Origin of the sequence: Brevundimonas sp. UBA7506 (assembly GCF_002479495.1) — a bacterium.
Classification (GTDB): Bacteria; Pseudomonadota; Alphaproteobacteria; order Caulobacterales; family Caulobacteraceae; genus Brevundimonas.
Genome location: NZ_DLNQ01000005.1, coordinates 857,660 through 875,775, shown reverse-complemented (window position 1 = coordinate 875,775; position 18,116 = coordinate 857,660). Strand labels below are relative to the sequence as shown.

General features: G+C 68.2%; 21 protein-coding genes. 11 read left to right on the top strand and 10 right to left on the bottom strand.

Annotated features, from left to right (window positions below):
- Positions 1 to 77: 77 nt before the first annotated feature.
- From B3K53_RS06190 to B3K53_RS06175, 4 genes are all read right to left on the bottom strand, one after another.
- On the bottom strand, positions 78 to 290 hold the full coding sequence (locus tag B3K53_RS06190) for a cold-shock protein (protein ID WP_003164457.1): 213 nt from the start codon (positions 288 to 290) through the stop codon (positions 78 to 80).
- 171 nt (positions 291 to 461) lie between these two features.
- On the bottom strand, positions 462 to 677 hold the full coding sequence (locus tag B3K53_RS06185) for a hypothetical protein (protein WP_292083260.1): 216 nt from the start codon (positions 675 to 677) through the stop codon (positions 462 to 464).
- Positions 678 to 730: 53 nt separating this feature from the next.
- Positions 731 to 1,426, bottom strand: coding sequence for a TorF family putative porin (locus B3K53_RS06180; protein ID WP_292083259.1), 696 nt, complete (start codon positions 1,424 to 1,426; stop codon positions 731 to 733).
- Between the two features lie 30 nt (positions 1,427 to 1,456).
- The gene (locus B3K53_RS06175) at positions 1,457 to 2,383 is read right to left on the bottom strand and encodes an NAD(P)H-dependent flavin oxidoreductase (protein ID WP_292083258.1); all 927 of its coding nucleotides are present in this window, start codon (positions 2,381 to 2,383) and stop codon (positions 1,457 to 1,459) included.
- Between the two features lie 432 nt (positions 2,384 to 2,815).
- Between B3K53_RS06175 and queF the strand changes: the two genes are divergently transcribed.
- Positions 2,816 to 3,277, top strand: coding sequence for a preQ(1) synthase (gene queF / locus B3K53_RS06170; protein ID WP_292083257.1), 462 nt, complete (start codon positions 2,816 to 2,818; stop codon positions 3,275 to 3,277).
- Positions 3,278 to 3,426: 149 nt separating this feature from the next.
- Here the strand turns inward: queF and B3K53_RS06165 are convergent, their stop codons facing one another.
- Positions 3,427 to 4,398, bottom strand: a complete 972-nt coding sequence (locus B3K53_RS06165) for an alpha/beta hydrolase family protein (RefSeq protein WP_292083256.1) — start codon at positions 4,396 to 4,398, stop codon at positions 3,427 to 3,429.
- 145 nt (positions 4,399 to 4,543) lie between these two features.
- Here B3K53_RS06165 and B3K53_RS06160 point away from each other — a divergent pair, with 145 nt between their 5' ends.
- Together B3K53_RS06160 and B3K53_RS06155 are read left to right on the top strand one after the other, a co-directional pair.
- Positions 4,544 to 5,302 (top strand): LytTR family DNA-binding domain-containing protein, encoded by a 759-nt coding sequence (locus B3K53_RS06160; RefSeq protein ID WP_292083255.1) that lies wholly within the window; start codon positions 4,544 to 4,546, stop codon positions 5,300 to 5,302.
- Positions 5,302 to 6,183, top strand: a complete 882-nt coding sequence (locus B3K53_RS06155; protein ID WP_292083254.1) for a DUF817 domain-containing protein — start codon at positions 5,302 to 5,304, stop codon at positions 6,181 to 6,183. Before B3K53_RS06160 ends, B3K53_RS06155 begins: the two co-directional genes overlap by 1 nt.
- Here the strand turns inward: B3K53_RS06155 and B3K53_RS06150 are convergent.
- A complete protein-coding gene (locus B3K53_RS06150) occupies positions 6,180 to 6,776 on the bottom strand; it encodes a nitroreductase family protein (RefSeq protein WP_292083253.1) in 597 nt (198 codons plus the stop codon). The genes B3K53_RS06155 and B3K53_RS06150 overlap by 4 nt on opposite strands.
- A 45-nt stretch (positions 6,777 to 6,821) precedes the next feature.
- Here B3K53_RS06150 and B3K53_RS06145 point away from each other — a divergent pair, with 45 nt between their 5' ends.
- From B3K53_RS06145 to B3K53_RS06135, 3 genes are all read left to right on the top strand, one after another.
- The gene (locus B3K53_RS06145; RefSeq protein ID WP_292083252.1) at positions 6,822 to 7,451 is read left to right on the top strand and encodes an NUDIX domain-containing protein; all 630 of its coding nucleotides are present in this window, start codon (positions 6,822 to 6,824) and stop codon (positions 7,449 to 7,451) included.
- 26 nt (positions 7,452 to 7,477) lie between these two features.
- Positions 7,478 to 8,299, top strand: coding sequence for a serine O-acetyltransferase (gene cysE, locus B3K53_RS06140; protein ID WP_292083250.1), 822 nt, complete (start codon positions 7,478 to 7,480; stop codon positions 8,297 to 8,299).
- A gap of 93 nt (positions 8,300 to 8,392) precedes the next feature.
- Positions 8,393 to 8,602 (top strand): DUF3126 family protein, encoded by a 210-nt coding sequence (locus B3K53_RS06135; RefSeq protein WP_105564438.1) that lies wholly within the window; start codon positions 8,393 to 8,395, stop codon positions 8,600 to 8,602.
- Between the two features lie 86 nt (positions 8,603 to 8,688).
- On the opposite strand, the gene B3K53_RS06130 is transcribed toward B3K53_RS06135, so the two are convergent.
- Positions 8,689 to 9,297, bottom strand: coding sequence for a hypothetical protein (locus B3K53_RS06130; RefSeq protein ID WP_292083248.1), 609 nt, complete (start codon positions 9,295 to 9,297; stop codon positions 8,689 to 8,691).
- Between the two features lie 82 nt (positions 9,298 to 9,379).
- Between B3K53_RS06130 and B3K53_RS06125 the strand changes: the two genes are divergently transcribed.
- The 5 genes from B3K53_RS06125 to B3K53_RS06105 all read left to right on the top strand — a co-directional run bounded on the left by B3K53_RS06125 (position 9,380) and on the right by B3K53_RS06105 (position 14,376).
- The gene (locus B3K53_RS06125; protein ID WP_292083247.1) at positions 9,380 to 10,246 is read left to right on the top strand and encodes a 50S ribosomal protein L11 methyltransferase; all 867 of its coding nucleotides are present in this window, start codon (positions 9,380 to 9,382) and stop codon (positions 10,244 to 10,246) included.
- Between the two features lie 171 nt (positions 10,247 to 10,417).
- Entirely contained in the window at positions 10,418 to 12,241 is a 1,824-nt protein-coding gene (locus B3K53_RS06120; protein ID WP_292083245.1) for an aminopeptidase P family protein, read from the top strand.
- 4 nt (positions 12,242 to 12,245) lie between these two features.
- Positions 12,246 to 12,608 carry a CidA/LrgA family protein gene (locus B3K53_RS06115; protein ID WP_292083243.1) on the top strand — a complete coding sequence of 121 codons (363 nt, stop codon included), beginning with the start codon at positions 12,246 to 12,248 and terminating at the stop codon, positions 12,606 to 12,608.
- Entirely contained in the window at positions 12,605 to 13,297 is a 693-nt protein-coding gene (locus tag B3K53_RS06110) for an LrgB family protein (protein ID WP_292083242.1), read from the top strand. Before B3K53_RS06115 ends, B3K53_RS06110 begins: the two co-directional genes overlap by 4 nt.
- Positions 13,298 to 13,389: 92 nt before the next feature.
- Positions 13,390 to 14,376, top strand: coding sequence for an aldo/keto reductase (locus tag B3K53_RS06105; protein WP_292083241.1), 987 nt, complete (start codon positions 13,390 to 13,392; stop codon positions 14,374 to 14,376).
- Positions 14,377 to 14,438: 62 nt separating this feature from the next.
- Here B3K53_RS06105 and B3K53_RS06100 read toward each other — a convergent pair whose 3' ends face one another.
- The 3 genes from B3K53_RS06100 to ligA form a co-directional block, all read right to left on the bottom strand.
- Positions 14,439 to 14,861, bottom strand: coding sequence for a DUF2147 domain-containing protein (locus tag B3K53_RS06100; protein WP_292083240.1), 423 nt, complete (start codon positions 14,859 to 14,861; stop codon positions 14,439 to 14,441).
- 295 nt (positions 14,862 to 15,156) lie between these two features.
- Positions 15,157 to 15,768, bottom strand: coding sequence for a 3'-5' exonuclease (locus B3K53_RS06095; protein WP_292083239.1), 612 nt, complete (start codon positions 15,766 to 15,768; stop codon positions 15,157 to 15,159).
- Positions 15,769 to 15,782: 14 nt separating this feature from the next.
- Positions 15,783 to 18,101, bottom strand: a complete 2,319-nt coding sequence (gene ligA / locus B3K53_RS06090) for an NAD-dependent DNA ligase LigA (RefSeq protein WP_292083238.1) — start codon at positions 18,099 to 18,101, stop codon at positions 15,783 to 15,785.
- Positions 18,102 to 18,116: the final 15 nt, after the last annotated feature.

Below are 18,116 nucleotides of genomic sequence, written 5' to 3'. Positions count from 1 at the left end.
CGAAAAAGGGGCGCTCCGGCTGACCGGAGCGCCCCTTCGATTTCTTCGTCTGGGCTAGAACCCTGACGAGGCCGAAATCAGCCTTCGGTCTTCAGTTGACCGGCCGATTCCTTGCCCGAGCGACGGTCGCGCTCGATTTCGTACGAGACCTTTTGGTTCTCGTCGAGGCCACGCAGGCCGGCTTGCTCGACGGCCGAGATGTGGACGAAGACGTCCTTGCCGCCGTCATCCGGTTGGATGAAGCCGTAGCCCTTGGTGGAGTTGAACCATTTCACAGTGCCGGTAGCCATTTTCAGGACCTCCGCTAGTCGTTGACCTCAGGGAAGAGCCCCCTTGGCCTGTCGGGTCTGAATGGATCGGCCTAGTCCTCGGTGCGCAGAGCAAAGGGGCAGCAGCGTTACGCAGAGAGATCGACATTACTAAAATGAACGGCAATCGCGTCCAAAGCAAGACCCCTGGTTTCAGGCGTCTTCTTCCTGTTCGGCGGCCGCGCCGCCGATGTAGTTCTCCTGGCAGCGCTTGCGCAGGGCGGCGGTGATGGTGCCGCCGTACAGGCTGTCCTGAATGCGGTCGTAGCCCTCGCTCTGGAGGGCCTGTTTGACGTCGCTGACCGTGCGACAGGCGCCGCTTTCAGCCAGTTGATAGGCCCGTTCAAGGGTCGTGGGGCGGAAAGTCATGGCCTTAACCTAGGGACTTTCCGCCGAATGGCCACCTTTCAGCGGTCAGGAAATCAGAACGAGAAGTTGATCCCGGCCACCAGGGCGCCCTTGTACTGCTCGCCCGGGACGTCGGCGTCGGTGTCGTGCCAGCGCAGCTCCAGCTCGGTCTTGGGCGTCAGGGCGTAGGCGCCGCCGACGTTCCAGCCGGTGTAGTCGACGCTGTTGTCCTGATCGCGGCGACCGACCTCGGCCGAGACGTTCAGCTTGTCGGTGAAGTCCCAGCCGCCGCGCAGGGCGACCCAGGTCCAGGCCTTGGTCGAGCCCGTGCCGTCGGGCGAGTGCTGCAGCCGCAGGCGGGCGCTGGCCGGGCCGATCGACCGCTTCATGTCAGCGGTGAACTCCCAGGCGTCGTTGTCATAGCCCGGATCGGCGTCGAAGCGGTTCTTGTGGGCGACGTTCAGGTCGAAGTCGAAGCCGGCGAACTCGGGGCGGACGCCCGCCACCAGCTCGGACTCCAGCTTGGAGCCGCCGCCGTCGATGGTTTCCAGACCGCCCGAACCATAGAAGAGGCCGCTGGCGCTTTCCCATTCGGCAGCCCCATAGACGAAGGGGTTTCCGTCGGACTTGGACGCATCCTTGGAGCGGTTGTCGGTCGCGGCCCCGGCCGAGAAGGACCATTTGCCCGCATCCTGGGCATGCGCCCCGGAGGCCAGCAGGGCCAGGGGGGCGGCGGCGAGAAGGGTGGCGTTCGTCAGGGTGCGGAGCATGAAAAGCCTCGTTAAGCGACGAGGTCGCTCCTAGAGGCGCTTCTTGTCGAATTTATCACAGGCCTGTGAAAACTCGTCCGCCAACCGCGCGACAAGCTCGGCCGTTGTGGGGCTGTCATGGATCGAGCCGGAGCCTTGCCCCGCCGACCAGATGGTCTTCCACGCCTTGGCTTCCTCGTTCATGTCCAGCTTGTGCTCGGGCAGGGATTTCGGATCTATCTTGTTCTCGATCAGCGACGGCGTCAGGAAGTTGGCGGGGATGCCCGAGACGGCGGGCGTATAGGTGATGTCGGCCGAACCGGAGGCGACGATCAGGTCCTTGTAGTGGGGCTGGGCCGCGCTCTCGGTCGTGGCGATGAAGCGGGTGCCCATGTAGGCGAAGTCTGCGCCCATCATCAGGGCCGCGGCCACGTCCTGACCCGTCGAGATGCAGCCCGCCAGGATGATGGTCCCATCATAGAAGCTGCGGACCTCGTTGATCAGGGCGAAGGGGTTCACCACGCCTGCGTGACCGCCCGCGCCGTTGGCGACCAGGATCAGGCCGTCGACGCCGGCCTCGGCGGCTTTGCGCGCATGGCGGACATTGGCGATGTCGTGGAAGACGACGCCGCCGTAGCCGTGGACCGCGTCCACCACGTCACGCACCGCGCCGAGCGAGGTGATGATCAACGGCACTTTCTCTTCGACCGAGACCATCATGTCGGCCATCAGGCGCGGATTGGTCGGATGAACGATGTGGTTGACGCCAAACGCAGCGGCGTCAGGCTTCAGCCGCGACTTGATCTCTTGCACCCAGTCCCGATAGCCCTCGGTCGTGCGCTGGTTCAGCGAGGGGAAGGTGCCGATCACGCCCGCATTGCAGGCCTCGACCACCAGATCCGGGCCGGACACCAGGAACATGGGCGAGGCGATGACCGGCAGCTTCAGGCCGGACTGCAGGGAAGCGGGAATGGCCACGGGTCGTTTCCTGGGATGGTTTCTGCGGGTTGTTTTAAGGGACGCTAACCGGGTGTCGCGGGGGAAGGCAATGCACTCAGCGTCCTTCTCCCCTTGTGGGAGAAGGTGGCAGGCGGAGCCTGACGGATGAGGGGTGTGAGCGCTCCGACGAAAGGTCAGGCATTCGGTTTGGTCTATGGGTTTCGAGCCGCGCGCCGACACCCCTCATCCGAGCGCCTCCGGCGCCCACCTTCTCCCACAAGGGGAGAAGGGCAGGGTTCGGCGCGCCAAAAAACTGAGTCCAATTCGTCTGAATCGTCTGAAATCCCCCTCAAGGCCGATCCGTCCGCGACCCGCATCCTACCACGGCGGGCAGGGGCGCCAGGCCGATTGTCGAAACGCCGTCGCGGCGGCAGGATTTTCTTTGGCGGGCCAAACGCCTAAATGGCGGGCATGACGCACTATACCGACAGGCTGTCCCAGCTCGGCGCCCAGACCGCCGCCCCGACCCATCCCGAAGAGGCGGTGCTGGAACGCGTGCCCAATCCGCACGCCGACACCAACTATGTGGCGCGCTTCACCGCGCCCGAGTTCACCAGCCTGTGCCCTGTGACGGGCCAGCCCGACTTTGCCCATATCGTCATCGACTATGTGCCCGGCGACTGGCTGGTCGAGTCCAAGAGCCTGAAGCTGTACCTGACCAGCTTCCGCAACCACGGCGCCTTCCACGAGGACTGCACCGTGGCCATCGGCAAGCGCCTGGCCGATCTGCTGCAACCGAAATGGCTGCGCATCGGCGGCTACTGGTACCCGCGCGGCGGCATCCCCATCGACGTCTTCTGGCAAACCGGCGCCCCCATCGAAGGCGTCTGGCTGCCGGATCAGGGCGTGGCGACCTATCGCGGGCGGGGGTGAGGGGCGGTCTCTTCCTCCCTCCTGCCGTCATCCCCGGCCTTGTGCCGGGGATCCAGAGACTCAACGGGCAATAGGCGAAGGGCCGCGTCTTGACCTTCAGCCGTCGTGTCTATGGATTCTCGGGACAAGCCCGAGAATGACGGGTGAAATCAATGCGATAGCTTCTGTCTGAAGAAGCGGACCACCTCACGGTTCAGGGTTTCGTGGAAGGCCGCGCGGTCGAAGCCGGGCGTGGGTTTGCAGATCATCGGGGCCGCGGCGGCCAGTTGGGGCGAGCAGGGCGGCAGGAAGTCGAAGTGGGCGGCGCCCTCGATGCGTCGGTATTCGGGCGCGACGGGCAGGGCGTCGCGGACCGGCTCGACATAGAAGGGGGCAGGCAGGATCTGGTCGGCGCCCGCCTGCCACAGCTGGACCGGCTGGGTGACCTTGCTCAGGCTCTCTTTCGTGAAGGTGAAGCCCAGGGCGGGGGCGGCGACGGCCAGGGCCTTGATGCGGGCGTCGTGGGGCAGACGCGGGGCGGCGCCGCCGTCCTTTATCGTGCCGGCGTGCTGGCCGATCAGGCGGCAGTCGTAGAAACCGGGGTTGGCGCGGCAGTGGTCGGCCAGCCGGCCGAGGTCGGGGTCGCCGCCTGCCGCCGCCAGAACCGTAAATCCTCCGGCGGAAAAGCCGAAGGCGCCAATGCGGGTCGCGTCGATCCCGGCGCGGGCGCTCCAGTCCCGGGTCATGTAGTCGATCACCACCGACACCTGACGCGTGCGGCCGACGAGGTCGGTGGCGCGGCTCTGGTCGCGCCAATTGTCGCCGGTATGGGTCAGGGCGACGACGACGAAGCCGGCCTTGGCCAGGGCCATCGCTGTGTCGTGGTGGCTTCGGAAGTCGCCCCCGTTGCCGTGAGAGATGACGATCATGGGACGCGGTTTTGCTGCTTCATCGGTCGGAACCCAGAAGCCCGCCTCGATGGCAGGCTGATCGCCGTCGGGGATGCTCAGGCGCGCGGCGATCACGCCGTCGCGGATCATGGGGTCGGCGGCTTGCGGCGGGGCGACCGGGGCTGGCGCGGCGGTCGCGGCGCAGGCGCCCAGCAGGACGGAGGCGGCGGCGATCAGGGCGGCGGTGTTCATTTCGTGTGGGCCTCATGGCGAAAGGTGATGAGGCTGTGTGAGGCGTCGGAACGCCGCTGCACCAGCGGATATGGGCGAACGGGCGAACGGGTTCGTGGCCCGGCGAATGGCTGTCATCGGCGGCGACGCTTGCTAGTCTGAGCGAATGGATTCGTGGGGACTGAAGGACAGGCGATGGCGGGCGGCGGCCGTGGGCTTCGCCGTCTCGACCGCCGTGGGGCTGGCGCTGGGGATCATCGGGCCGTTCGGCAGCTATCTGAGCGGGACCTTGCCGGTAAGGACGGCCTATTGGGTGGTCTGTCTGTGGGCGGGTTGGCTGGCCTTCGGCGTCAGCCTGCCGATCCTGGCGCGCTGGGCCGAGGCGCGGAGGATTTCGGCGTGGATTTGGACGCCGCCGGCGGTGGCTGTGCTGACCCTGCTGCCGGTCTCGCTAAGTCGGACCCTGGCGGTGCGGTTGTGGCCGGTGGTGGGGCAGGTCGGCTGGCTGGAATGGTACGGGCAGGGGCTGGTGATCAGCGCCCTGGCCACCGTGGGCATGATGTGGGCGACGCGGTCGCGCGAGGCGACGGCGACCAAGTCGGACGCCGAATCCGCTGATCCGCGCGACCGCCTGCCGGCCAAGCTGGGGCGGACGGTGCTGTGCCTGCAGATGGAGGATCACTATGTGCGGGTGCATACGCCGCAGGGGTCGGCCCTGGTGCTGATGTCCCTGTCGCAGGCCATGGCGGGCTTGAAGGACGTGGACGGGACGCAGACCCATCGCTCGTGGTGGGTGGCGCGCGCGGGCGTGGTGGGCGTGGTCGAGGATGGACGCAACACGCGGCTGCGTCTGACCGGAGGGCTGGAGGCGCCGGTGTCGCGCGCCCGGGTCGGCGCCCTGCGCGAGGAAGGCTGGCTGACGTGATGACCCCATCCTCCCGTCTCCCGCTCGAAGCCTGGGGCCGTCGTCTGATGACCCGCGCGGAGGCGTGGGCGGATCGGGGGCGGTGGCGGGGGTATGGCTATGAGTTCCTGTGGTTCGGGCTGAAGCAGGGGTGGGCCTGTCTGTTCGGCGGGGCCATGCTGGCGCTGCTGGTCGGGACGCATCTGCTGTGGCCGATCATCTGGCCAGAGGGTGGGGCGCCGATGTCGCGCTACGACTTTCTGGTGGTCGGGGCGCTGGGTATTCAGGGGCTGATGCTGGCCTTCCGGCTGGAGAGCTGGGAGGAGGCGCGGGTCATCTTCCTGTTCCACATCGCCGGGACGATCATGGAGCTGTTCAAGACCTATCACGGGTCGTGGATCTACCCCGAGGACTCGCTGTTGCGGATCGGGGCGGTGCCGCTGTTCTCGGGCTTCATGTATGCGGCGGTGGGCAGCTATATCGCGCGGGTGCAGCGCATCTTCCATATCCGGGTGCGGGGCTATCCGCCGCTGTGGACGACCTGGGTTCTGGCGGCGGCCATCTATGTGAACTTCTTCGCCCATCACTGGCTGCCGGACGTGCGGATCGCGCTGTTTGTCGCGACGGCGCTGCTGTTCGGGCGGGGTTGGTTCTGGTTCACGACGGACCGGCGACGGCGGGGGATGCCGCTGCTGCTGGGCTATGGGCTGGTGGCGCTGTTCATCTGGTTCGCCGAGAATCTGGGGACGTTCGCGCGGGCCTGGGTCTATCCGGGGCAGGCGGACGGCTGGGAGATGGTCAGCCTGAACAAGCTGGGGGCGTGGTTCCTGCTGATGATCATCTCGGTGGTGCTGGTGTCGCTGGTGCACCGACCGGAGGAGGAACCCCGCGCGTCGGCCTAGGGCCGCCGCTCGACCTTGTGCGCCATGTTGGGGCGGGGGCGTTCCAGCGGGGGCTCGGCGACGGTTCCGAGGTGGATGAAGCCGGCGATGGTTTCGCCGTCCTTGACGCCGAACAGGGCGACGGCGGCGGGGTCGTAAGCGTACCAGTCGGTGATCCAACTGGCCGAATAGCCAAGCGCGTCGGCGGCGTGTTCGATATTCATGCAGACGGCGCCGGCGGACAGCTGCTGCTCCCAGACCGGGACCTTGTGGCCTTGGATCGGGGTCGAGACGACCATGATGGTCAGGGGCGGATTGGCCAGCTTGGCCAGGACGGCCAGGTCCTTGTCGACGCGGCCCTGGGTTTCGGCCAGGGCGGCGAGGGCCTCGGACAGGTCGGCGCGGCTCTGGGGGCCGAGAACCACGAAGCGCCAGGGGAAGAGCTTGCCGTGGTCGGGGGTGCGGGCGCCCAGATGCAGGATCTGCTCGATCTCGGCATCGGACGGGCCGGGGGCGATCAGCAACTGGGCCGAGGCCGAGCGGCGCACGGCCAGACGGGCCAGAACTTCGTCGGAGCGGACGGGCAGGGGCAGGGCGGCGTTGAGATCGGTCATGCCGTCTAGCTAGGATTTCGCAGCGCCCGGCGCCATAGCGGAGGGATGCACAATATCGCCGACATCAAGCCTCGCTGGGCCGAAGACCTGCCCGAGACGCCTAAATGGCAAAGCCACGGCGACAGCGTCCTGATCGACACGCCGTGGATGACGGTGACGCGCCATCCGGCGACGGCCCCGACCGGGGCGCCCGCCGACTATGTGGCTATGCGGCCCAAGAATGTCGGGACCGGGGTCCTGCCGCTGCATGAGGACGGGACGGTGACCCTGGTAGGGCAGCACCGCTTCACCCTGATGCGCTATTCCTGGGAAATGCCCGAGGGCGGGGCGCCGATGGACGAGGACCCGTTCGACGCCGTGCGCCGCGAACTGGCGGAAGAGGCGGGGCTGGCGGCGGAACACTGGCGCGCGGCGCTGGACATGGACCTGTCGAACTCGATCACCGACGAGCGGGCCATGACCTGGGTGGCCTGGGGGCTGAGCGCGGTTCCGGTCGACCCGGACCCGACCGAGGTGATCGTATCGGTGCGCGCGCCCTTCCGCGACCTGCTGGCGGAGATCGAGCGCGGTGCAGTGCGCGACAGCCTGACGGTGGCGACGGCCTACAAGGCCTACCATATGGCGCGCGAAGGCGAACTGCCCGCCGCGCTGGCGCAGGCCATGCTGGGGGCGTAGGATCGCCGCCTGAGAACGGAGGGCCGATGGCCAAGCTGGAAATCGTGCCGCAACAGCCGGACCTGTGGACGCAACTGCGCGCCGCGGCCGAGGACGCCGCGCGCGAGGAGCCGCGTCTGGCGTCGCAGCTGAATGCGGTGGTGCTGGCGCATGATGATTTCGCAGGCGCGTTGAGTTTCCAGATCGCGCGCAAGCTGGGCGACGCCGAACTGGGGGCCATGTCGCTGCGCGAGGTGGCCCTGTCGGCCTTCGCCGCCGATCCCGGCATCCTGGCGGCGGCGGAAGCCGACCTGAAGGCGGTGCAGGACCGTGACCCGGCGATCCGGTCGCTGTTGCAGCCCTTCATGTATTTCAAAGGCTTCCAGGCGCTGCAGGCCTGGCGCGTGGCGCACTGGCTGTGGGGGCAGGGGCGCGACACCCTGGCCTTCCACTTCCAGAGCCGGATTTCAGAACTGTTCCAACTGGACATCCACCCAGCGGCGCGGATCGGCTCGGGGGTCTTCCTCGACCACGGCACCGGCATCGTCATCGGCGAGACGGCGGTGGTCGGCGACGAGGTGTCCATGCTGCACGCCGTGACCCTGGGCGGGACCGGGGCCGAGCGCGGCGACCGTCACCCCAAGATCGGGCGCGGCGTCCTGCTGGGCGCGGGGGCCAAGGTGCTGGGCAATATCGTGGTCGGAGACTACGCCAAGGTGGCCTCGGGTTCGGTGGTGCTGAAGCCGGTGCCGGCAGGCTGCACGGTGGCCGGGGTGCCGGCGCGCGTGGTCAACTGCCCGACCGACGCCACGCCCGCCCGGACCATGGACCACACCCTGGCCGACATCGCCTATGATTTCGTGATCTGATCGCGCCGCCTGTGGACGCCCGATACGCGGGCTTCCCATGAGGAGGCGGCTTCTCTAGGGTCCGCCGTCAACGACACCAACGAGGCTACCCCCGTGAAAGAATCTGATCTGAAGCGCGTCGAGACGCACCTGAAGCGCACCTTCAACCACGGCGGCATCAAGGTGAAGGCCCGCAAGGTCGCCGACTCCGCCGAAGTCTATGTCGATGACGAGTTCATCGGCGTGGTGTTCGAGGACGAGGACGAGGCCGGCTCGTTCATGTTCGAGATGGCGATCCTGGCCGAAGACCTGCCGCAGGACTAAGGCTGCGCTTCCAGGGATATCTCTGGAAAGCACGCACGAAAAAGGCCGGAGGGGCGAACCCTCCGGCCTTTTGTCGTTTCAGGCGATCACCAGCCGAAGAGGCGGGCGAAGAAGCCCTTCTTCTTTTCGGGCTGAGGCGCAGCGGCGGCAGCCGGTTGCGGGGCCGGAGTCGCCGGCGTGGGGGCGGGCTTGGGCGCTTCGGCCGGCTTGGGGGCCGGGGCGGGCGCGGCGGCGGCCGGAGCGGGCGTCGGAGCCGGAGCCGCGGCGACGGCGGGCTTGGGCGCCTCGACCGGCTGGGGAGCGGCGGCGGCCTTCGGCGCAGCAGCCTTGGGGGCCGCAGTCTTCTTCGGCGCGGCGGGCTTGGCGGCGGCCTTCGGAGCAGCGGGCTTCGCTGCCGCCTTGGGCGCGGCGGCCTTGGCGGCCGGAGCCTTCGTCGCCGGGGCCTTGGCGGCGGCGGGTTTCGCAGCGGCCTTCGGCGCAGCCTTGGCGGCGGGCTTGGCGGCCGCCTTGGGCGCAGCGGCCTTCACGGCGGGCTTGGCGGCAGCGGCCTTGGGCGCGGCGGTTTTCGGCGCGGCCTTCGGTTTTGCAGCGGCCTTGGGCGCCGCAGCGCTCGACTTTGCCGCCGGTTTCGGCTTGGAAGCGGCAGGCGCCGCTTTCGGCGTAGAAGATTTCGACTCAGACGGTGCTTTAGCCATGGATACCCCGACCCCTAGATGGACACGGGCATTCCGTACGCCCGCACACGTTGCGATTCGTCATAATAACGGTGTTTGAGAAATGTCCGAGTCCGCAGTTCAGGTGATCGCACGCGGCGATCGCGCCCCGGCCGAAGCCGCCGCCGCCGCCATCGACGCCAACCCCCTGCTGGAAAACGCGACCTACTCGATCCTGGAAGAGGACGAGGACAAGGGCGTCTGGCGCATCGACGCCTTTCCCACGACGGATGAGGAAGCCGAGGGCATCGCCGAGATCCTGCGCGCGACCCCGGGTCTGGAGGTCATCGTCGAGAAGCTGGCCGACGCCGACTGGCTGGCGATGAGCCTGTCGGGCCTGCCGCCGGTCGAGGCGGGGCGCTTCTTCGTCTATGGCGCCCACGACCAGGGCAAGATCCCCGAGGGTCGGGTCAATCTGAAGATCGACGCGGGCGCGGCCTTCGGCACCGGCCACCACGGCACGACCGTCGGCTGCCTGGAAGCCTTCGACAACCTGCTGGCGACCGAGACCTTCGAGAAAGTGCTGGACGTCGGTTGCGGCACGGGCGTGCTGGCCATCGCGGCGGCCAAGACGGGTTCGCCCATCGCCGTCGGCACCGACATCGACGAGCCCTCGGCCCGCATCGCCAACGAGAATGCCCAGATCAACGACGCGACGTGCGAGTTCTATTTCGCCGACGGCCTGAGCGATGCGCGCATCGCCCAGCACGCGCCCTATGATCTGGTCTTCGCCAACATCCTGGCCGCGCCCCTGGTGTTCCTGGCGCCCGAGATCGCCGCCGCGTTGAAGTCGGGCGGGGTCGCCATCCTGTCGGGCCTGCTGCGCACGCAGGAAGAGCGGATTCTGGAAGCCTATCTGCCGCTGGGCTTCGTGGTCGAGCAGACGATCCATCATGACGCGTGGAGCGCGCTGCAGCTGCGCAAGAAGTAGGTGTGAATTCCCTTCTCCCCTTGTGGGAGAAGGTGGCTCGCGGAGCGAGACGGATGAGGGGAGGCCGGCTTCGCGCACAGCCTTTCCGTCTTGCTCGCTGATAGAACCCGCTCATCCGAGCGCCTCCGGCGCCCACCTTCTCCCACAAGGGGAGAAGGGATAAGGAACAATATGCGCCAGACATTCGACGAAACCACCGATCCGTCCTTCGGGGCCAAGCACCTGCCTCTGCTGCGCGCCGAGATGGCCAAGCAGGGCCTCGACGGCCTGCTGGTCCCGCACGAGGACGAGCATCAGAACGAGTACCTGCCCGACGCCAGCGAGCGTCTGGCGTGGGTCAGCGGCTTCACCGGCTCGGCCGGGGCGGGCGTGGTGTTGATGGACAAGGCGGCGGTCTTCGTCGACGGTCGCTATACGGTTCAGGCCAAGGCCCAGACGGATGCGGCCCTGTTCGAGCGGGTCGAACTGAACAGGCTGGCCGCCTGGCTGGAGGGCCTGAGCGCCGGTTCGGTCATCGGCTATGACCCACGCCTGCACAGCCCCGACGCCCTGGCGACCCTACGCGCGGCGGTCGAAAAGGCGGGCGCGACCCTGAAAGCCGTGGAGCCCAATCCCATCGATCTGGCCTGGGGCGACGCCCGTCCGGCCCAGCCGCAGGCGCCGGTGGTCCCGCACGAGAATCGCTATACCGGCGAGAACGCCGCGTCCAAGCGCGCCCGCATCGGTCAGGCCATCAAGGCCAAGGGCGCGGACGTCGCCGTGCTGACCTCGCCGTCTTCGCTGGCCTGGCTGTTCAACATTCGCGGCGGCGACGTGATCCGCACGCCCCTGCCGCTGGGGCAGGCGGTGGTGAAGGCCGACGGCACGGCCAAGGTCTTCCTCGATCCCGCCAAGATCACCAATGAACTGCCCGGCTGGCTGGGCGACGCCGTGACGCTGGAGGCGCCCGAGGCGCTTCCCGCCGCGCTGGACGCCCTGTCGGGGCAGAAGGTGCTGATCGATCCGGCGGTGTCCTCGGCCTGGTATTTCGACCGGCTGGAAACGGCGGGCGCCGCCATCGTGCGCGGCATGGACCCCTGCGCCCTGCCGCGCGCCCAGAAGAACGCCGTCGAGATCGAGGGCAGCCGTCAGGCGCACATTCGCGACGGCGCGGCCCTGACCCGCTTCCTGCACTGGGTCGATACGGTCGCGCAGAGGGAGCTGCCGGACGAGCGGGCGGTGGTCGAGGCGCTGGAGGGCTTCCGCGAGGCGACCGGCATGCTGAAGGACCTGTCCTTCGACACCATCGCCGGGGTCGGTCCGAACGGCGCCCTGCCGCACTACAAGCCGGTCGGGGCCAAGATCCGGCCGATGGAGACGGGTTCGCTGCTGCTGGTGGACGGCGGCGGTCAGTATCTGGACGGGACCACGGACGTGACCCGCACCATGGCCATCGGCGAGGGCACGGCCGATCAGCGCCGGATGTTCACCCTGGTCCTTAAGGGCCATATCGCCATGGCGGTGATCCGCTTCCCCGCCGGGACCAGCGGGCGCCAGCTGGACGCCATCGCGCGCCAACCGCTGTGGAACGCGGGCTTCGATTTCGACCATGGCACGGGCCACGGCGTGGGGTCGTATCTGGGCGTCCACGAGGGGCCGCAGCGCATCGCCGGATGGGGCACGGACCAGCCGCTGTTGACGGGCATGATCCTGTCGAACGAGCCGGGCTATTACCGTGAAGGCGAGTGGGGCATCCGCATTGAGACGCTTCAGGTCGTGACCGCCCCGGCCCAGGTTCCGGGCGGCGAGCGGCCCATGCACGGTTTCGAGCAACTGACTCTGGCGCCGCTGGATCGTCGTCTGATCGACGTGGAACTGCTGACGGCGGACGAGCGGGCCTATGTGGGCGCCTATCACGCCGAGGTTCTGGCCAAGGTCGGGCCTCTGCTGGCCGAAGGTGTGCAGAAGGATGAGGCGGCGCTGCAATGGCTGAAGGCGCAGACGGCGCCCCTCTGATCCGATGATCGGCGCCATCGCCCTGCTGCTCGTCTGCCAACTGGCGGGCGAGGCAGTCCACCGGCTGACGGGCCTGCCTCTGCCGGGGTCGGTGATCGGCATGGTGCTGCTGCTGGCCTGGCTGGCGCTGGTTCCGCGCGAGCGGCTGACGCTGACCCAGGTGACGGGCTGGCTGACGGCGCATCTGTCGATCATGTTCGTGCCCGCCGCCGTCGGCCTGATGGAGGAAGGGGCGATCCTGTCGCGCTACGGCCTCGGCATCCTTGTGGCGGTGGTGGTCTCGACCCTGCTGACGCTGGCGGTGACGGCCCTGGTGTTTCGCGCCGTGGCGGGACGAGAGCCGGAGAACGAAGAGGGCGCGTCGTGAGCGATCTGATCGCGACGCCCCTGTTGTGGCTGGCGGTGACCCTGGTGGTGTTCGAGGCGGCGGACGTGCTGTCGCGGCGCAGCGGGAGGCATCCGCTGTGCCATCCGGTCTTGCTGGCGACGCCTGTGCTGATCGGCGTCCTGCTGGCGACCAGGACGCCCTATCCGACCTATGCCGAGGCGACCCAGGTTTTGGGCTTCCTGCTGGGACCGGCGGTGGTGGGGCTGGCCGTGCCGATCTGGGCGCAGCGGGCGACGATCCGGCGGCTGGCCAAGCCGCTGACCTGCGCCCTGCTGGCAGGGGCTGTGACGGCCATTGTCAGCGCCGTGGGCATCGTCTGGCTGTTCGGCGCGCCGGCCGAGATCATGGCCTCCATCGCCCCGCGCGCCACGACGACGCCGGTCGGCATGGCGGTGGCTTCGCAATTGGGCGGCATCCCGGCCCTCGCGGCGGTGATCGTGCTGATGTCGGGCGTGATCGGAGCGATGACGGCGACGCCGCTGCTGAACCTGCTGAAGATCAGAGACTGGCGGGCGCGGGGTTTTGCGGTCGGTGTGTCGGCGCACGGTTTCGGCGCGGCGCGAGCCTTTCAGGTGGATCAGACGGCGGGCGCCTTCGCCAGCCTGGGGATGGCGCTGAACGCGGTGGCGACGGCGACCCTCCTGTCGATCGTCGCCAGCCTGGTCTGAGGCGTCTTCCTTGAAATAGGGCCATACGGCGCCCATCTGGCGACGGCTGGCGGATGCGTCGCCAGCCCCCTCTCATCAGAAGGAGTGCGCTCATGAAGACGCGCAAGCTGGGTCTTGGCGGCCCTGAAATCTCGGCCATCGGTCTGGGCTGCATGGGCATGAGCGCCTTTTACGGCGGCTCGAACGAGGGGCAGTCGATCGACGTGATCCACCGTGCGCTCGATCTGGGCGTGACCCTGTTCGATACGGCGGAAATCTATGGCCCTCACACCAATGAGCTGCTGCTGGGCAAGGCGCTGAAAGGACGGCGCGACGGGGCCTTCGTCGCCACCAAGTTCGGCATCAACTACAACGCCGACCGCACCGTGCTGAGCGTCGACGGATCGCCCGCCAATGTGCGCCGCGCCATCGAGGGCAGTCTGACCCGGCTCGGCGTCGATCACGTCGACCTCTATTATCTGCACCGCGTCGATCCCAATACGCCGATCGAGCAAACGGTCGGGGCGATGGCCGAGCTGGTGAAGGAGGGCAAGGTTCGCTTCCTCGGCCTGTCCGAAGCCGCGCCGGCCACGATCCGCAAGGCCCACGCCGTTCACCCGATCACCGCCCTACAGACTGAATATTCGCTGTGGAGCCGCGAGCCGGAGGACGAGATCTTCGCCACCGTACGCGAACTGGGCATCGGATTCGTGCCCTACAGCCCGCTGGGCCGGGGTTTCCTGTCGGGCGAGATCCGGTCGATCGACGACCTGCCGGCCGATGACTTCCGCCGCACGAACCCGCGCTTCATGGGCGAGAACTTCCAGAAGAACCTGGATCTGGTGGCGGCCGTCGGCGCCATCGCGGCGGACAAGGGCGTGACGGCGGCGCAGCTGGCCCTGGCTTGGGTGCTGGCGCAGGGCGAGGACCTGATCCCCATCCCCGGCACGCGCCGGATCGCCACGCTGGAGCAGAACATCGCCGCGACCGAGATCGTGCTGACGCCCGACGATCTGGCACGGATCGAGGCGGTCTTCCCCAAGGGCGCGGCGTCGGGTGAACGCTACGCCGTCGCGGGGCGGTCGGCGCTGAACCGCTGATTGAAAAACGCCTCCCACGCGATCGCGGGGGAGGCGTCTTTCGTTTGGGCTGTGCGCCTCGGCTACTGGATGCGGGTCCAGGTCTGAGTCTTGCACAGGGGGGCGACGATGCAGCCGCGCAGGCGCAGGCTGTTGTCGCCGGTCATGGTGATGGTGCCGCGATAGGTGCCGCCGTCGGCCGGATTATAGACCGAGCCGCCGCGCCATTCGGACGGGCCGCCAGTGAAGCCGCTGAGCATGGGCAGGCCGCGCAGGGTGCGATTGCGCTGGCTGGCGTCCTTGTTGTGCTCGTCGCGGGCGTTGGGTTCGCGTCGGATGTGGTCCGAGGTGACGAGCGTGCCGCACAGGGCCTGACCGCAGCGGGCGATGCGGACCTGACCGCCATTGGTCGGGGTCTGCCACAGGCCGGTCGGATCGCCCGCCAGAGCCGGAGAGGCGAGGGCTGCGGCGAAAACGGCGGCGGCCGCCAGAACGGTGAACTTCATCGGGCGTATTCCTTCAGACGGATCGTTGGGCCGATCCTTGTCGATGAAGGGTGACCCCGGTTTCGGTCCGAAACAAGGCCCGAATTTGTGACGTTCGATCAATGATTACATGACCTTAGGTCAATGTTTGGGCGTGGTGAGCGACTAAGCGGTGGATTTGGATGGCGTTTTCCTCCCCATCTCATGGGGAGGTGGGTCGGCGGCGTAGCCGACGAGACGGAGGGGCTGCTTGTTTCGGCCGCTCTAGCCCCTCCACCGCTGCGCGGTCCCCTCCCCACAGAGTGGGGAGGAAAAGTCAGCTGCGCGGACGGCGCGGGCGCGATCCGGCCGAGGAGCAGGGGCTGTAGCCGCCAGTGTGCAGCCGTCCGAGGCTGGTGCCCGTCGCGCTGGCGAGGGAGGCGGCGCAGGTCGCCTGATGCGTGCGCAGCGTCTCCAGCGCCACCGAGGCGCAGGCGAAGGCGTCCTCGGCGGCGTCGTGGTGTTTGAACTGGATACCCAGTTCGGCGCAGACGTTGTTCAGCTTGTGCGAGGCGAACTCCGGCCAGGTGATCTGCGCCAGCTTGACTGTGCAGAGGTAGTCGAACTCGGGATAGGTCAGGCCGTAGTGGTCGCAGGTCCCGCGAATGACGCTGACGTCGAAGGCGGCGTTGTGGGCCAGGACGGTGCGACCCTCGAGGCGCGGGGCGATGGCGGCCAGGACGGCGGGGAACTCTTCGGCGTCCTCGACCTGCTCCGGGCCGATGCCGTGGAAGGCGATATTGAAGCTGGCGAAGCGCATGCCGGGCGGGCGGATGTAGTGGTGCTCGACGGACTCGATGACGCCGTCGTTGATCCAGGCGAGGCCGATGGAGCAGGGGCTGGAGCGCTGCTCGTTGGCGGTTTCGAAGTCGATGGCGACGGCGTGCATCAGGCGATCATCATTCAGGCAATGAGGGCAAGCCACTCGTCCTCGGTCAGGACGGTGACGCCGTGTTTCTCGGCGTCCTTCAGCTTGGACCCGGCGCCGGGGCCGGCGACGACGTAGTCGGTCTTTTTCGACACCGACCCCGAGACCTTGGCCCCCAGGCTTTCGGCGCGGGCCTTGGCCTCGTCGCGGGTGAAGCGTTCCAGCGAGCCGGTGAAGACCACGGTCTTGCCCGCCACGGGGCTGTCGGTGGTGGGGGCGGCCACGTCCTCGACCGCATCCAGTTCGCCCAGCAGGGCGTCCATGACGGCCTGGTTGTGCGGCTCGTGGAAGAAGTGGGCCAGGGCCTCGGCGGCGACGGGGCCGACGCCGGAGACGCCCGCGATCTGGTTCAGGATTTCGGACGGGCCTTCGTTGCGCGCCACGGCGGCCCAGCGGGTCAGGTCGGACCAGCCGTTTGAGATTTCCGCCAGCGAACGGCGGGCGGGGGCGGCCATGCCGGGGAAGGCGAGGGCGATCTTCTGATCCATGGGCGCCTCGGGCCAGGGATCGTCGGCGGGCGGGTTCGCCTCGGCCATCAGGGTCAGAACGCGGGTCGAAATGGCGTGAGTGGCGGCGAGCGTCTTCCAGTCGTCGCTGGCCAGACCCTCGGACGCGGCCATGCAGGCGTCGCGGAAGGCGGTCCAGCTGCCGAAGGCGCGCGACAGGACCAGCGAGGTCTGCTCGCCGATGTCCGGCACGCCGAGGCCGAAGATCAGGCGGTCGAGGCTGATGGTGCGCCGGGCGTTGATCCCGGCGATCAGGTTGCGGACGCTGGTCTCGCCATAGCCGTCCTCGGCCCGCAACAGGGCCAGCTTTTCCTCGTCGCGGGCGAGGCGGAAGATGTCCGCCGGCTCCTTGATCCAGCCGCGCGCGTGGAAGGCGATCAGCTGCTTTTCACCAAGCCCTTCAATGTCGAAGGCGCGGCGGCTGACAAAGTGCTTTAACCGTTCGACGATCTGGGCGTCGCAGATCAGGCCGCCGGTGCAGCGGCGCTTGACCTCGTCGCCCTCGCGCACGGCTTCCGAGCCGCAGACCGGGCAGACGTGGGGGAAGGCGAAGGGGACGGCGTCCGCGGGGCGCAGGTTTTCGACCACGCCGACGATCTGCGGGATGACGTCGCCGGCGCGCTGCAGGATGACCGTGTCGCCGATGCGCACGTCCTTGCGGGCGATCTCGTCCTCGTTGTGCAGGGTGGCGTTGCGCACCACGACGCCGCCGACGGTGACGGGATGCAGGCGGGCGACGGGGGTCAGGGAGCCGGTGCGGCCGACCTGGATGTCGATGCCTTCCAGAACGGTCGTGGCCTGTTGTGCCGGGAACTTGTGGGCGATGGCCCAGCGGGGGCTTCTGGCGATGAAGCCGAGGCGCTGCTGCCAGTCCAGCCGGTCGACCTTATAGACCACGCCGTCGATGTCGTAGCCTAGGCGGGCGCGGTCGGTTTCCAGCCCGCGATAGACGTCGATCAGGCCTTCGGCGCCCTCGACGCGGGTCGAGCGCTCGTTGACCTGGAACCCCCAACTGCGGAAGGCCTCAAGCGCGCCGTGTTGCGTTTCCGCGAACGGGGCCGAGGTCTCGCCCCAGGCGTAGGCGAAGAAGGTCAGGGGGCGCAGGGCCGTGATCTTGGGGTCCTTCTGGCGCAGCGAACCGGCGGCGAAGTTGCGCGGGTTGGCGTAGGTGCGGCGGCCTTCCGCCTCGGCGGCGGCGTTGAAGGCGTCGAAGGCGTCGTTGGGGGCGTAGACCTCGCCCCGGATCTCGATGACGTCGGGCCAGCCGGAGCCGGTCAGGGTCTGGGGGATGCTCTTGAGCGTGCGCAGGTTGGCGGTCACGTCCTCGCCGGTCTTGCCGTCGCCGCGCGTGGCGCCCTGGACCAGAACGCCCTTTTCATAGCGCAGGCTGGCGGACAGGCCGTCGATCTTGGGCTCGGCGACGAAGGCGATGGGCTCGTCGCCCGGCAGTTTCAGGAAACGGGCGATGCGGGCCACGAAGTCGCGCACCTCGCCCTCGTCAAAGGCGTTGTCCAGCGACAGCATGGGCACCCCGTGGCGGACCTCGGCGAACTGGCTGGAGACGGGGGCGCCGACCCGCTGCGACGGCGAGACGGGGCTGGTCAGGGACGGGAAGGCGGCCTCGATGGCCAGGGCGCGGCGCTTCAGCTCGTCGTAGTCGGCGTCGGAAATCTCGGGCGCGGCGTCGGCGTAGTAGAGGGCGTCGTGGCGGGCCAGTTCGGCGGACAGGTGCGCCAACTCCTCGCGGGCCTGGTCTTCGGTCAGGGTTTCGACGGGAGTTTCGGACATGGGAATCGCGCGGTC